The following is a 13,705-nucleotide window of genomic DNA, read 5'->3' as shown; positions in this document are numbered from 1 at the left end:
CCCTTCGCTTCCGTGCGCGGCCGCCGTGGGCAGCGAGCCGCCACGGGTACCGGTGCGGGCGCCGGCCCGGGCGTCGGCACGGGCTCCTCCGGCCGCCGGGCGGCCCGTCCCCGCCGGGGCGCCGCCGGTACCACCGGTGCCCTCGGCACCCTCGGCACCCGCCTGGCCCGGCTGCGGCCCGCCTACCCCCGCCCGGGCCGGACGGGCGCGCGCCGCTGGATACCCTCGTGGCGCCAGACCCTCGGCCTGTTCGGCTGCCTCTTCGGCACCCTCGCCGCCGCCGTGGCGGTCCTCTACGCCACCACCGACATCCCCACCGACCTCAACGCCTTCGCCACCCAGCAGGACAACGTCTACTACTGGGCCGACGGCAGCGAGATGGCCCGCACGGGGCCCGTGAACCGCCAGGACGCCGCCCTGGACAAGGTCCCCGAGAAGGTGCGCTGGGCCGCCCTGGCCGCCGAGAACGAGACCTTCTACACCGACAGCGGGGTCTCCGTCAGCGGTATGACCCGGGCCGTCACCAGGATGATCGGCGGAGGGGACACCCAAGGCGGCTCCACCATCACCCAGCAGTACGTGAAGAACGCCTACCTCAACCAGCGGCAGACCTTCACGCGCAAGCTCACCGAGATGTTCATCGCCGTCAAGCTCGACAACAAGATGAGCAAATCGGACATCCTCCAGGGCTATCTCAACACCAGCTGGTACGGGCGCGGCAGCTACGGCATCCAGCGCGCCGCCCACGCCTACTACGGCAAGGACGTCTCGGAGCTCACCCCCAGCGAGGGCGCCTTCCTCGCCGCCCTCCTCAAGGGCGCCGGCCTCTACGACCCCTCGCTCGGCCCCAAGAACCACGAGCGGGCCGTGGAGCGCTGGAAGTGGATCCTCGACCGCATGGTCGTCATCGGCAAGCTCTCGCCGCAGGAGCGGGCCACGTACACGACCTTCCCCGAGCCCAAGGCCCCGCCCAAGCCGGCCGGGCTGACCGGGCAGACCGGCTATCTCGTGGACACCGCTCACGCCTACGCCATCGCCCACACCGACGTCTCCGACAAGGACTTCGACCTCGGCGGCTACCAGATCCACACCACCTTCGAGAAGCCCAAGGCCGACGGCCTGGCCAAGGCCGTCGCCGACGCCACCCGCGGCCTCGACCCCGACAAGCGGGAAGCCGACCGGGACGTACGGATCGGGGCCGCCTCGGTCATGGCCGACGGGCGGATAGTCGCCCTCTACGGCGGGCCGGATTATCTCAAGCAGGGCTTCAACGACGCCAATTCCACCGTCGTCCCGGCGGGGACGGCCTTCTCCCCGTTCGTCTACGCCTCGGCCCTGACCAACGGCATCCAGCGCGAACGTGGCGGCCCCCGCATCCCCGTCACGCCCGCCACCGTCTACGACGGTGACGACAAGATCGCGATACGGACGCCCGAGGGCCCCTACTGGGACCGCTCCGGGAAGATCGTCAAGGGGCGCAACGAGGGCGACAAGTCCTGGGGGAAGATCCCGCTGCGGGAGGCGGTGGCCCAGTCCGTCAACTCCTCGATCATGCAGCTCGGCATGGACGTCGGCCTGGACAAGGTCAGCCGCACGGCCGTCCAGTGCGGGATCCTGGAGGACAGCCTCGGCCCGCAGGTGCCCGCCTTCTCCCTCGGCACCACCCGGCCCAGCGCCATCCGCATGGCCGCCGCCTACGCCACCTTCGCGGCCAAGGGCATGAACGCCGAGCCGTACTCCGTCACGGAGGTCAGCCGCAACGGCGACCCCGTGTCCGTGGAGAAGTCCGTGGCCGTGCGCGCGCTGTTCGCGAGCGTCGCCGGCGCGGTGGACGACGCCCTGCGCCAAGGCGTGCAGAACGGGCACGGGGCCGCGGCCAAGGCCGCCGGGGCGGGCACGGCGGCCACCGCCGGCACCGGCCCGGACAACAAGTCCGCCTGGTTCGCCGGCTACCGGGGCACGGTCTCGACGGCCGTCTCGCTCTCCCGCATAGACCCCAAGACGCAGGAGCTGCTGCCGCTGGACGGGCTGGGCGGCACCGCGAAGACGGTTCAGGGGAGCACGTACCCGGGCGACATCTGGACGCGGTACATGGCCAAGCGCTAGCGCTTGGCCGGCGGCGGCAGCCGCATATCGACAGTCGCTCGCCGTCAGCCGAGTGCGGTGTCGCCCTGGGCGGTGAGGATCTTGCGCAGGCCGGAGGAGACCTGCTCGCGTTCCTGCGGGTCGAGGGGCGAGAGGATCTCCGCGTAGTCGCGCAGGTGGGCGGCGAGCGCCTCGACTGCGAGGGTCCGGCCGCGTTCGGTGAGGCGGATCTGCACCGAGCGGCGGTCGCTGCTCTCGCGGACGCGTTCGATCAGGCCCTTGCCCTCCAGGCGGTCGAGGCGGTTGGTGACGGCGCCGGCGGTCACCATGGCGGCCTTGACGAAGGCTCCGGCGGTGAGGGTGTAAGGCGGTCCGGAGCGGCGCAGCGTGAAGATCATGTCGAATTCGCCGAGGTTCAGGCCGAACTCGTCGGACAGCTTCTTGAAGTGCTGGTCACAGACGCGCCGCATCCGCTGGACGCGCCCGAAGATCTCCATCGCCTCCAGGGCGTCGGCCAGCTCGGGACACTCCTTGCGCCACTGCTCGCCGATCAGGTCCACCGCATCGGTCATTCCGGGTCTCCTCCCGCGCCATTTGTTTCAACCTTAAGAAGCTTGCCATCGAAGGACAAGCGTGGTTTTCTTTCAACGTCAAAAGACCTCAGCGTTGAAACACCTCTCCGGAGCGCCACCATGTCCTACCCCGCCCCCCGCTACCACGGAGACAAGGGCGAAGTGAACGCGTCCTTCCGTACCGCCGACACCCCGCCGGACCTCACCTCGCCCCGCGGCGACGCCTACCACTACCTCGCCACACACGAGTCGACCGGCGGCGAGTACGGCCTGTACAAGGTGGACCTGGCGGCACGGGCCGCCGGCGCCAAGCCGCACTTCCACAAGGCGATGTCGGAGGCCTTCTACGTCCTCTCCGGGAAGCTGGAGCTCTTCAACGGCGAGAAGTGGGTGACGGGCGGCGCCGGCGACTTCCTGTACGTGCCGCCCGGCGGCCTCCACGCCTTCAAGAACGCGACGGACGAGCCCATGTCGATGCTCATGCTCTTCACCCCGGGCGCCCCGCGCCAGGAGTTCTTCGAAAGGGTCGCGGAGATGTCACAGCGCGGCAGCGAGGAACTCAAGGAGTTCCGTGTGCGGCACGACAGCTACTTCGAAGAGGACTTCGGGGCGGGGGCGGTGTAATGGGCCGCCGGCCCGCCCGGCTCACTTCATCACTTCATCACTTCAGGAACGTCTTCCAGTCCGGCGCCTGTGCGGGGTCCAGGCCGCGCAGCTTCGCCAGCACCTTGGGGTCCTGGGCGTCCAGCCAGTCGGCCAGCTGCTCGAAGGACACGCAGCGCACCCCGTCCTTCCTGCACACCGACTTCATGACGTCCTCCACGGCCTTCATATAGATGCCGTCGTTCCAGTCCTCGAAGTGGTTGCCTATGAAAAGCGGCGCCCGGCTGCCGTTGTAGACGCGATTGAAGCCGTTGAGATAGCCGTCGCGCGTCAGCTTCCGCCACTCCTCGTACTTCGCCGGGTCGCCCTTGGTGTTGTCGCCGGACTGGTTGTAGAGGAAGTTGAAGTCCATGGACAGGACCTGCTTGTCGCTCTTGGGGTACGGGAGCAGCTGGAGCGGGAAATTCCACATGCCGCTCAGCTTGGACGGCCACAGCTGGAAGTCGCCGGGCGAGCTGGCGTCGTAGCGCCAGCCGAAGTCCTTCGCCGCCGTCAGCAGGTTCTTCTGCCCCTCAAGGCAGGGGGCGCGGCCGCCCACCAGCTCCTTCTTGTAGTCGAAGGGCAGCGGGGGCAGGTCCTTGTAACCGGTGTTCGTCTTCCAGTTCTCCACGAAGGAGTACGACTGCTCGATCTCGCTCTTCCACTCCGCCGGGCTCCAGTCGCCACCGCCCTTGGTGCCGCAGAAATGGCCGTTGAAGTGGGTGCCGATCTCATTGCCGTCCAGCCAGGCGCCGCGCACCTGGTTCAGGGTGTCCCGGATGTGCTGGTCGGTCGCGAAGGATATCGCCGCGTCGCCCGGCTTGTGCTGCGGCGGCTTGTACAGCGTCGCCTTCGATTTCGGCAGCAGATACATGGCGGTCAGGAAGAACGTCATCTGCGCGTTGTTCTGCTTGGCGACCTGCCGGAAATGGGAGAACAGGTGGTCGTCGCCCTCCAGGGCGCCGTCCCAGGAGAAGACGACGAACTGCGGGGGCTTCTCGCCGGGCTTCAGCTTCTCGGGCTTGGCGACCTTCGGCTGCGGGCCGGTGAAGGACGTCGAGCCGTCCCCGAGGACCTTGACCTTGCCGTCCCAGGGCTCCTCGTCCTGCTTCTTGCCGTCACCTGCCGCGTCCGTCCCACCGGCCCGCTCGGACGACGACGAGGCGTTGCCCTGGCGGCCTTCGCCCCCGTCGCCCTGCGTCAGCACGACGACCAGCGCCGTCGCTATGCATATGGAGCCCAGCGCTGTCGGACCGTAGACAGACCTCTTCGAGAACGTCTTCGAGAACGCCTTCGACAACGTCGTACTCCCTGGCACCGGTACAGATGTTCAGGCGCCAGTATCACAGGCGGGTGTGACAGCTCCGCAGCAAGGGATGGTCCGCGACGACCGTGGACGAACCGGGAGCGATCTCCGTGAAACCGGCGTCCCTCACCACCGGCAGCCCGCTCGTCGTCAGCTCCGCCCAGCGCCCGGGCTCGGCCGTGCGCACCGACAGCGCGAAGCCGTCCTTCCGCCAGGCGTCCCGCGCTGCGTCGTCCAGGGCCCACCACGCGAGCTGCGCGCCGTGCCCGGCCTGGGCCATGGTCTTGCCCGCCGACATCTCCAGCTCCGGGTTGAGCCACAGCACCGGCCGGGCGGGGTCCGGCGCGGCCGGCGGCTCGGGGTCGTCCAGGTCGGTGCCCGACACCTGGAGCTTCACCAGCTCCTTGGGCCAGCCGTCCAGCGGCACGGGCGGGAAGACCCGCACCTCGGCGGCCTCGCCCGCGACCTCGATGCCCGGCAGCGCGGACGCCTTGCGCCACTCCGCCCCGCGCGCCCGCCGCACGACCTTGCGGATGCGGGCGTCCTGCCAGTCCGCCACCGCCCGGGCCCACTCGCCGTCCCCGGCCGCCCGCTCGTCCGACAGCAGGAACAGCACCGCCCGCGCCGCCGTCTCCAGCGCGTCCGTGCGCGCCGGGGGCGCGGCCTTCTCGATCCGCACCACGAGGGGCAGGACGAACTGGGGGGCGCTGTCGCGCGGGTCCTCGTCGTACGGGACGGTATCGGTGCTGGTCACACCCCCAGTCTGCCAGCCGCCCCCAGCGACTCCCCGCGCAGGATCTCCACGCACCGCGCCACGAACACGGCCGCCACCCCAGTCGGCTCCACCCGCGAGAACACCGTCTGCTCCCGCCGCCAGCGCGCATCGACGGCCACCGGCACCGTGCCCGCCGTCGCGGTGGCGAGGTGCCGGGGCGCCGCCACGATCCCCACCCCGGCGGCGGCCATCCGCACCGCCGTCGACGACTGCTCCGTCTCCACCGCCGTCACCGGAGTGAAGCCCCGCTCCTCGCACACCACGTCCAGCCACCGCCGCCCGCCCACCACCGGCTCCAGCGCGCACCGCACCCACGCCCGGTCCGCCAGTTCCTCCAGCGCGACCGGAGCCGTACGTCCGGCCAAGGGGTCGTCGGCGGAGACGACCAGGACGATCTCCTCCTCGCCGAGGGAGACCACCGGCCCCGGCCAGCCCTGCGGGCGGGGCCCCACGGCCAGGTCCGCGACACCGCGCTCCATGCGGTCCCGCAGCTCGTCCGTGGTGACGCACTCGTGCAGTCGCAGCGCGACCCCCGGGAACTCGGCCCGCCAGCGCGCGAGTACCAGTGGCAGAACGCCGGCCGCCAGCGCGTGCAACGTCACGATGTGCAGCTCACCGCCCTCCGCCCCGGCGGCGGCCCGGGCCGCGCGGCGGGCCCGGCCCGCGCTGCGCACGGCGAGCTCGGCGTGGGGCAGGAAGGCCCGGCCCATCGGCGTGAGTTCCACGCCGCGCGGCAGGCGCTCCAGCAGGGGGCCGCCGACGGTCCGTTCCAGCGCCTTGATCTGGTGGGACAGCGCGGACTGGGTGACGTTGAGGGTGTGCGCGGCCCGGCTGAAGGACCGTTCCTCCACGACCGCGACCAGGTACTCCATCTGCCGCAGACTCATCCGTACGCCTCTCCCGGCCAACCCTATGAAGAGCCGTCATCGATCCCATCAAGAACTTGCGTTGGACTCATCATCGCCGGTGGGCGGAGGGTTGAGGCATGCATGAGACAGATGTCATCGTCATCGGCGGCGGTACCGGCGGCTACAGCACGGCGTTGCGCGCGGTGGCCCTCGGACTCGGTGTCGTCCTCGTGGAGCGCGACCTCGTCGGCGGCACGTGTCTGCACCGCGGCTGCGTCCCCAGCAAGGCGATGCTGCACGCGGCGGAGCTCGTCGACGGAATCGTGGAGGCGCGTGAACGGTGGGGGGTGAAGGCGACGCTCGAGTCCGTCGACTGGTCCGCCCTGACCGCGACCCGCGACGACATCGTCTCCCGCAACCACCGCGGGGTGGAGGGCAAGCTGACGCACGCGGGCGTACGTGTCGTCCGGGGCTCGGCCACCCTGACCGGACCCCGTGGGATACGGATCGGCACCAGCGCCGAGGCCGGCACCGCGTGGCGGGCCCGGCGCGGCGTCGTCCTCGCCACCGGTTCGCGGCCCCGTACGCTCCCCGGGCTGGAACCGGACGGCGTCAGGGTCGTCACCAGCGACGACGCGCTGTTCGCACCCGGGCTGCCGGGCTCGGTCGTGGTGCTGGGCGGCGGGGCGATCGGCGTCGAGTACGCCTCGCTGCACCGCTCCATGGGCGCCGAGGTGACGCTGCTGGAGGCCGCCGACCGGCTGCTGCCGCTGGAGGACGCCGACGTCGGCCGCCATCTGACGCGCGGTCTGAAGAAGCGCGGCATCGACGTCCTGACCGGCGCGCGCCTCACGGAGGCCCACCCGTACGACGGGGGTGTACGGGTCGTCCTCCGCACGGCGCGCGGCGAGACGCGGACGCTGGAGACGGAGCGGCTGCTGGTGGCCGTGGGCCGGGCTCCGGTCACCGACGGCCTCGGCCTCGCGGCGGCCGGACTGGCCACCGACGCCCGGGGCTTCGTCGCCCCGGCCGACTGGTCCCGGCTGGAGACGGCCGTCCCCGGCGTCCACGTCGTCGGCGATCTGCTGCCGCCGCCGTCGCCGGGCCTGGCCCACGCATCCTTCGCGGAGGGCCTGGTGGTCGCCGAGACCCTGGCGGGCCTCACGCCCCGGCCCGTCGACTACGCGGCCGTGCCCCGCGTCACGTACTCCAGCCCGCAGACGGCCTCCGTGGGCCTCACCGAGGCCGGGGCGCTGGAGCTGGGCCACCGGGTCCGGGCCGTCACGATGCCGCTGACCGCCACCGCCAAGGGCATGGTGCACGGCCAGGGAGGCATGGTGAAGGTCGTCGCCGAACAGGACGGGGGCCGGGTACTGGGCGTCCACCTCGTGGGCCCGCACGTCTCCGAGATGATCGCCGAGAGCCAGCTCGTCGTCGGCTGGGACGCGGAGGCCGCCGACGTCGCCCAGCACATCCACCCGCACCCGACGCTCTCGGAGGCGGTCGGCGAGGTCATGCTCGCCCTCGCGGGCCGGGGCCTGCACCAGCCGTAGCGCCACGGCAGATCGTTTACCGCGGTAAATCGATGGACGCCCACGCCCGACGGCTCCTAAAGTCGCCGCAGACGTCCGAGAACCCGGAAAGGAGGGGCGAGAGATGAACCGCACCGACAGCACTGTCCCGCGCTCCCGCCCCCTCCGCCGGGCGTCCTCCGTCTGACATCCCGTCCGACCGGGAGCGCGACCACCCGCCTCCGGAAGGATCCCCATGACCTCCCTGGTCATCCGTGCCCTCACCGAGCACGACACCGCACTCTTCACCTCCCTCGACACCGCCCCCGCCCTCGTCGGCAGGGCCGCCTTCGGCCGGACCTACACGCCCGTCCACCTCGGCGGCGAGTACCGCCCCGACTGGACCTGGGTGGCACTGCGCGACGGCCGCGTCGTCGCCCGAGCCGCCTGGTGGGGCGGGCCCGACGACGAGACGCCCAAGGCCCTCGACTGGTTCGACTTCGCCGACGGCGAGACCGAGGCGGCCGTCCGACTGCTGCGCACCGTCCCGCTGAGCGCCGAGTACGCCCTGCTCGCCCCGCCCGGCTGGCGCGACCGGCCGCGTGTACGGGCCGCCGTCGAGGCCCGCGCCGCGGCGGCCGAGGCCGCCGGGATGCGGCGGCTGGTCGAGCGGTACCGCTACGAATGGACGCCCGCCTGCCCGCTGCAGGAACGCACCGGCCGCCTGGAGTACCGGCCCGAGCCGGACGACACGGTGTTCGGGGACGCCGTGCGCCGCACCATGGACGGCACGCTGGACGCCCACGACCGCCGCACCATCACCGAGTCCGGCCTGGAGGCCGCCGTCGACGACATGATGGCCCTCCTCCACTGGATGCCCTCGCCCCGTGAATGGTGGCGGCTCGCCTTCACCCCCGACGGAGACCTCGCGGGCCTCCACGTCCCCGCCCGCAACCCGGCCGGCCCGTGCGTCGGCTACATCGGCGTCGTCCCCGAACAGCGCGGCCACGGCTACTCCCACGACCTGCTCGTGGACTGCACCCACGACCTGGCCGCCCGGGGCGCCACGAGAATCGCGGCCGCCACGGACAAGGGCAACACCCCGATGGCGGCGAGCTTCGCCAGGGCGGGGTATCCGGTGACGCAGGAACGGATCGACTTCGTGCCGGAGGATTAGGGGGTACGTACGCCCCACCTTCCGCATGCCGCGGCTCAAGGTGGGGCTTTGGCCCTGGCAACTGGCCCCATCTGCCGGTCATGAAGACTGAAGCGGGCACCTTCAGGTTCCGGAGCGTCGCGATGAGCCCGGGGTTGTCGAAGCGCTCACCGTGCGTATGGACCGGCCGGGGCCGTCACTCGCCGGTGTCGACGAGCGGCTTCGCGTCGCGCGCCAGCGCCGTGAGCCGGGAGATCGCCCGGAAGTACTTCTTGCGGTAGCCGCCGTTCAGCATCTCCTCGCTGAACAGCTCGTCGAAGGGCCGCCCGGACGCCAGCACCGGGACCTCGCGGTCGTAGAGCCGGTCGGCGAGGACGACCAGGCGCAGTGCGGTCGACTGGTCCGGCACGGCCCGGACGCCGGTCAGGCAGACGGCCCGGACGCCGTCGCACATGGCGCCGTAGCGGCTCGGGTGGACCTTGGAGAGGTGGTCGAGGAGGTCGGGGAAGGCGTCCAGGGAGGCGCCCTCGGTGCGGTGCGCCACCCGCTCGACGGTCCCGTCGTCGTACGGGGCGGGGGCCTGCGGCAGGCCGCGGTGGCGGTAGTCCTCGCCGTCGATGCGCAGGGGGCGGAAGTGGGCGGAGAGGCCCTGGATCTCGCGGAGGAAGTCGGCGGCGGCGAAGCGGCCCTCGCCGAGCTTGCCGGGCAGGGTGTTGGAGGTCGCGGCGAGCGCCACGCCCGCGTCGACCAGCTTGCCCAGCAGGGTGGAGACGAGGACGGTGTCGCCCGGGTCGTCGAGCTCGAACTCGTCGATGCACAGCAGCTTGTGGCCGCTGAGGGTCTGGACGGTCTGCTGGAAGCCCAGGGCGCCGACGAGGTTCGTCAGCTCCACGAACGTGCCGAAGGCCTTCCGCTCGGGGGCGGCCGGGGTGGCGTGCCAGAGGGAGGCCAGCAGGTGGGTCTTGCCGACGCCGTAGCCGCCGTCGAGGTAGACGCCGCGCGGGCCGGCGGGGGCGGCGGGCTTCGTCTCGCGCCGGAACCAGCGCTTGCGGCCGCCGGCGGCCTCGCCGCCGAGCCCGCCCGCGAATCCGTCGAGGATCTTGACGGCCTCGGTCTGGCTGGGCTGGTTGGGGTCGGGGATGTACGTGTCGAAGCGCACCGAGTCGAAGCGCGGCGGGGGCACCATCTCGGCGACCAGGCGGTCGGCCGGGACGTGCGGGGCGCGCGAGGTGAGGGCGACGGGGGTTCCGGCCGGGCCGCCGGTTATCGGACCGGGGGTCGCGGGGCCCGTGGCGCTTGCGGGTGATGCGGTGGAGGACGACACAGCTGTCCAGCGTAGCCCCTGAAAGTGCGGTGGCCCGCCCGCGAGGAGCGAGCCATGTCACACTGCGGCCTATGCGACGCCTGTTCCCCTCCCCGTTCAGCCCCGCCGACCTCGACGACCGAGAATGGGGGCTGGACGAGCTCGCCGACCTCTACGCGTACCCGGCCGGTCTTCCCGCCGGGACGGCGTGGCTGCGGGCCAACATGGTCTCCTCGCTGGACGGCGCGGCGCATCACGAGGGCCGGTCGCAGCCGCTGTCCTCGGCCGCCGACATGCGGATCTTCGGCACGCTGCGGGGTCTGGCCGACGCGGTGGTGGTCGGCGCGGAGACCGTACGGCAGGAGGGCTACCGGCCCGCGCGGGCCCGGGAGGCCTTCGCGGCGCGGCGGGCGGCGCTCGGCCAGGGGCCCGCGCCGGTCATAGCCGTGGTGAGCGCGGGGCTCGACCTGGACTTCTCGCTTCCGTTGTTCACCGAGCCGCTGGTGCCGACGGTCGTGCTGACCGGGGCGGACGCCCCGGCGGAGCGCGTGGCCGCGGCGCGGGCGGCGGGCGCCGAGGTGCTCGTGGCGGGCGAGGGGCCGGGCGTCGACGTGGCGCGGGTGCCGGGGCTGCTGGCCGGGCGGGGGCTGACGCGGCTGCTGACCGAGGGCGGCCCCCGGCTGCTGGGTCAGTTCGCGGCGGCCGGGGTGCTGGACGAGATGTGCCTGTCGCTGGCGCCGGTGGTGGCCACCGGGACGGCGCCGCGGATCATGGCGGGGCCGCCGCTGGCGGTGCCCGAGCGCTTCGCGCTGGGGTCGGTGCTGGAGGACGGCGGTTTCCTCTTCACCCGGTACCGACGGGTTTGACGCCCCGGTGGTCCGTCGGCGGGTCTGACAATCGGCGGAATTTACCGTTCCGGTTTAACTCGGGGTGGGCAGAATTGAGTCAGACGCTCCCCCGGGGGCACAGGATCAAAACAGGCGGGTTCCCGGGGAGCCCGCGCAGGATGGTTTCTGTTGGGGCCCGGTGGCCCATGGAGTAGAAGGGCTCCCACCGTGTTCACGAGCGTATTGATGATCGAGCAGCCGCTCTCCGCGACGGATGTCGACTTCGTCACCACCCTCCACGACGACAGCATGTCGTTCGTGGTCCTCATGCGTCCCAGAGGCGACGAGGACCGGCTGCTGCGCGCCATCGACGACGTGGCCCTCGGCGAACTGGAGCAGGCGCTCCACGAGGCCGACGAGCCCGAGGGCGACGCGGCCGTACGGCCCGCCGCGGTGGCCCTGGAGCACTCGCTGCGCCTGCTGCGCGAGGCGGGCTGCGAGGCCGTCGGCCAGCTCATCGACGGCCACCCGCTGGACCTCCTGCGCTCCGTCGTGGAGCAGACCCACGCCGACGAGGTGATCGTGCTGACCGCGCCCCACCTCGTCGAGGAGTTCTTCCACCGCGACTGGGCCTCGCGCGCCCGCCACAAGGTCGGGGTGCCCGTCCTCAAGCTCTACGCGCACGCGGATGGCGAGGGGGAAGGGGAAGGCGAGGAGGCGCCGGCGGCGGGCGAGCGCGACTGAGCCGGACGGCGCGCCACGCCACGCCGCGCTCGTCCGCCGCGCCGCGCCCGGGGCGTCACCCCAGCCTGCCGTCGCGCATCGTCAGTACCCGGTCCGCCCGGCCGAGCAGCCCCCGGTCGTGGGTGACCAGCACCGTCGCCGTGCGGTGCCGGCGCGTGACCTCGGCCAGCAGCTCGACGACCCGCTCGCCGCGCTCGTGGTCCAGGGCCGACGTCGGCTCGTCCACCAGCAGCACGGCGGGGTCGCCGAACAGCGCGCGGGCGATGTTCACGCGCTGCCGCTCGCCCCCGGACAGCTGATGGGGACGCCGCCTCCGCTTCGCCGCGTCCAGCCCGACCGACTCCAGCAGCTCCGCCGCCCGCGCCCGGGCCGCACGCACACCCCCGCCGCGCAGGTGCGCGACCGCCAGCAGTTGTTCCTCGGCCGTCAGCGACGGCAGCAGGTTCGGCTGCTGGAAGACGATGCCGATCCGTTCGCGCCGCAGCGCGGTGCGTTCCTTGGCGCTCAGCGGCCCCGTGTCGCACCCCGCCACCACCACCCGCCCCGCGTCGGGGCTGCGCAGCGTCGCCGCGACCGCCAGCAGGCTGGACTTGCCCGAGCCCGACGGCCCCACGACCGCCACCAGCTCGCCGGGCGCCACGGTCAGCGACACCCGGTCCAGGGCGGTGAGCGCGCGGTCCCCGTCGGGGTAGGTGAGGACGGCGTCCTGCAACGAAAGAGCGGGCGAGGCGGTCATCGGGTGGCTCCCAGCGCGGTCAGCGGGTCGACGGACGTGATGCGGGCGACGGCGAGCGCCGAGCCGGCCAGCCCCAGCAGCACCATGGCGGCCACCGGTACGGCCACCGCCGCCGCGCTCAGCTCGAACGGCACGGCCGCCGATGCCAGCGCCCCGCCCGCCGCACCGGCTACGGCGCCCGTGGCCGCTCCGGCGGCCAGCACCACCGCCGCCTGCCCGAGCGCGTCCCGCACCAGATAGCCGCTGCTCGCGCCCACGGCCTTGAGCACCGCCACGTCGGGCCGCCGCTGCACCGTCCACACGGTGAAGAAGGCCCCCACCACGAGCGCGCTCACCACGAACAGGAAGCCCTGGACCATCCGGAGCGTGCCGTGCTCGGCGGCGTAGCCGTCGATGCCGTCCAGCGCGTCGTCGAGGGCGACGGCCTTCGTGGTGCGGGCGACGGCCCCCGAGGGCGTACCGGAACCGGTCACGGCCAGCGCGGTCGGCCGCGGCAGATGGCTCACGTCGCGCCAGGTGGCGAGCGTCGTCCAGACGGTCGGCGCGTGCCCGTGGCCACGGTCGGGCGTGACGCCGGAGACGGTCAGCTCCCGGGTGCCCAGGGTGATCCGGTCCCCGGGCCGCAGCCCGTGCTCCCGGGCGATCCGCCGGCTCACGGCCACCTGCCCGTCGGCGGGAGCGGCTCCCTCCTCGGGCGCCGGAGCCAGCCGCTCCGGGCCGCCGATCACACTCACCGACTCCGCCGAGCCGCCCGCCGTCAGCCGGGTCATCCCCACGCCGAACGGCTCCGCGGACCGCACCCCCGGGGCCCGGCGCCACGCCTCGGCCTGCCGCTCGTCGACGGTGCTGTTGGAGAACGACACCTCGGGCGCGGCCCCCGCCGGGGCACCGAAGACCACGCGGCCCGCCGGCAGCCCCGCCACGGCCGACGACGCCTCCCGGGCCAGACCGTCGGTCAGGCCGTAGAGGAAGACCACGAGCGTGGTGATGAGCGCGACGACCGTGCCCATGAGGGCGAAGCGCCCCCGGGCGAAACGGATGTCGCGGAGCGCGACGAACAAGAGATTCCCTCCGGTGCCGGATCGAATGCGGACTCCAGGCTGCCGCCCCGCACCCGCGCCGCCATCGGGCCGGGGGACGGTTCACGGACCGTCCGTCCGATGTACCCGGAAATCAATCGAACGGTTGATGGCGGCCGGT

At 72.7% G+C, this 13,705-nt stretch carries 13 protein-coding genes and 1 pseudogene; 6 read left to right on the top strand and 8 right to left on the bottom strand.

The features are described from left to right. Window positions 1–12 precede the first annotated feature (12 nt). Window positions 13–2,106 (top strand): transglycosylase domain-containing protein, encoded by a 2,094-nt coding sequence (locus RM609_RS13610; RefSeq protein ID WP_311610765.1) that lies wholly within the window; start codon window positions 13–15, stop codon window positions 2,104–2,106. 44 nt (window positions 2,107–2,150) lie between these two features. Here RM609_RS13610 and RM609_RS13605 read toward each other — a convergent pair whose 3' ends face one another. Further along, window positions 2,151–2,657 (bottom strand): MarR family winged helix-turn-helix transcriptional regulator, encoded by a 507-nt coding sequence (locus RM609_RS13605; RefSeq protein ID WP_311610764.1) that lies wholly within the window; start codon window positions 2,655–2,657, stop codon window positions 2,151–2,153. Window positions 2,658–2,777: 120 nt separating this feature from the next. Here RM609_RS13605 and RM609_RS13600 point away from each other — a divergent pair, with 120 nt between their 5' ends. Then, window positions 2,778–3,281, top strand: coding sequence for a cupin domain-containing protein (locus RM609_RS13600; protein WP_311610762.1), 504 nt, complete (start codon window positions 2,778–2,780; stop codon window positions 3,279–3,281). Window positions 3,282–3,318: 37 nt separating this feature from the next. Here RM609_RS13600 and RM609_RS13595 read toward each other — a convergent pair whose 3' ends face one another. From RM609_RS13595 to RM609_RS13585, 3 genes are read right to left on the bottom strand one after another with little or no spacing between them, the layout of a single operon-like run. After that, window positions 3,319–4,599, bottom strand: a complete 1,281-nt coding sequence (locus RM609_RS13595; protein ID WP_311610760.1) for a polysaccharide deacetylase family protein — start codon at window positions 4,597–4,599, stop codon at window positions 3,319–3,321. A gap of 43 nt (window positions 4,600–4,642) precedes the next feature. Beyond that, a complete protein-coding gene (locus RM609_RS13590) occupies window positions 4,643–5,359 on the bottom strand; it encodes an aminoacyl-tRNA hydrolase (RefSeq protein WP_311610759.1) in 717 nt (238 codons plus the stop codon). Next, window positions 5,356–6,267 carry a LysR family transcriptional regulator gene (locus tag RM609_RS13585; RefSeq protein ID WP_311610757.1) on the bottom strand — a complete coding sequence of 304 codons (912 nt, stop codon included), beginning with the start codon at window positions 6,265–6,267 and terminating at the stop codon, window positions 5,356–5,358. The genes RM609_RS13590 and RM609_RS13585 overlap by 4 nt, the downstream gene beginning before the upstream one ends. Window positions 6,268–6,365: 98 nt before the next feature. On the opposite strand from RM609_RS13585, the gene lpdA reads away from it, so the two are divergent. Further along, window positions 6,366–7,781: a dihydrolipoyl dehydrogenase gene (lpdA, locus tag RM609_RS13580; RefSeq protein WP_311610756.1), complete on the top strand. Its 1,416-nt coding sequence runs from the start codon at window positions 6,366–6,368 to the stop codon at window positions 7,779–7,781. Window positions 7,782–7,995: 214 nt separating this feature from the next. Then, complete coding sequence (locus tag RM609_RS13575) at window positions 7,996–8,916, top strand: N-acetyltransferase (protein ID WP_311610755.1); 921 nt, start codon at window positions 7,996–7,998, stop codon at window positions 8,914–8,916. Between the two features lie 61 nt (window positions 8,917–8,977). Here RM609_RS13575 and RM609_RS13570 read toward each other — a convergent pair. Together RM609_RS13570 and zapE are read right to left on the bottom strand one after the other, a co-directional pair. Next, a pseudogene (locus RM609_RS13570) lies at window positions 8,978–9,067 on the bottom strand (polysaccharide deacetylase family protein); the annotation flags it as partial. Between the two features lie 24 nt (window positions 9,068–9,091). Beyond that, a complete protein-coding gene (gene zapE, locus RM609_RS13565; protein WP_311611061.1) occupies window positions 9,092–10,162 on the bottom strand; it encodes a cell division protein ZapE in 1,071 nt (356 codons plus the stop codon). Between the two features lie 128 nt (window positions 10,163–10,290). On the opposite strand from zapE, the gene RM609_RS13560 reads away from it, so the two are divergent. Beyond that, window positions 10,291–11,064 (top strand): pyrimidine reductase family protein, encoded by a 774-nt coding sequence (locus RM609_RS13560; RefSeq protein ID WP_311610754.1) that lies wholly within the window; start codon window positions 10,291–10,293, stop codon window positions 11,062–11,064. A gap of 189 nt (window positions 11,065–11,253) precedes the next feature. Next, window positions 11,254–11,769: an indole-3-glycerol phosphate synthase gene (locus tag RM609_RS13555; RefSeq protein ID WP_311610753.1), complete on the top strand. Its 516-nt coding sequence runs from the start codon at window positions 11,254–11,256 to the stop codon at window positions 11,767–11,769. 55 nt (window positions 11,770–11,824) lie between these two features. Here the strand turns inward: RM609_RS13555 and RM609_RS13550 are convergent, their stop codons facing one another. After that, the gene (locus RM609_RS13550) at window positions 11,825–12,505 is read right to left on the bottom strand and encodes an ABC transporter ATP-binding protein (protein WP_311610752.1); all 681 of its coding nucleotides are present in this window, start codon (window positions 12,503–12,505) and stop codon (window positions 11,825–11,827) included. Then, on the bottom strand, window positions 12,502–13,566 hold the full coding sequence (locus RM609_RS13545; RefSeq protein WP_311610751.1) for an ABC transporter permease: 1,065 nt from the start codon (window positions 13,564–13,566) through the stop codon (window positions 12,502–12,504). The genes RM609_RS13550 and RM609_RS13545 overlap by 4 nt, the downstream gene beginning before the upstream one ends. Window positions 13,567–13,705: the final 139 nt, after the last annotated feature.

Source organism: Streptomyces hesseae, from assembly GCF_031845785.1.
Lineage (GTDB): Bacteria > Actinomycetota > Actinomycetes > Streptomycetales > Streptomycetaceae > Streptomyces > Streptomyces hesseae.
The sequence above is the reverse complement of the archived record's forward strand: the minus strand, read 5'-3'. Positions and strand labels throughout refer to the sequence as shown.

What these genes read in the sequence shown, in the direction of transcription:
- RM609_RS13605 (WP_311610764.1), bottom strand. Translation starts at nt 2,657, where the DNA reads ATGACCGATGCGGTGGACCTGATCGGCGAGCAGTGGCGCAAGGAGTGT.
- RM609_RS13600 (WP_311610762.1), top strand. Translation starts at nt 2,778, where the DNA reads ATGTCCTACCCCGCCCCCCGCTACCACGGAGACAAGGGCGAAGTGAAC.
- RM609_RS13585 (WP_311610757.1), bottom strand. Translation starts at nt 6,267, where the DNA reads ATGAGTCTGCGGCAGATGGAGTACCTGGTCGCGGTCGTGGAGGAACGG.
- lpdA (WP_311610756.1), top strand. Translation starts at nt 6,366, where the DNA reads ATGCATGAGACAGATGTCATCGTCATCGGCGGCGGTACCGGCGGCTAC.
- RM609_RS13575 (WP_311610755.1), top strand. Translation starts at nt 7,996, where the DNA reads ATGACCTCCCTGGTCATCCGTGCCCTCACCGAGCACGACACCGCACTC.
- RM609_RS13560 (WP_311610754.1), top strand. Translation starts at nt 10,291, where the DNA reads ATGCGACGCCTGTTCCCCTCCCCGTTCAGCCCCGCCGACCTCGACGAC.
- RM609_RS13550 (WP_311610752.1), bottom strand. Translation starts at nt 12,505, where the DNA reads ATGACCGCCTCGCCCGCTCTTTCGTTGCAGGACGCCGTCCTCACCTAC.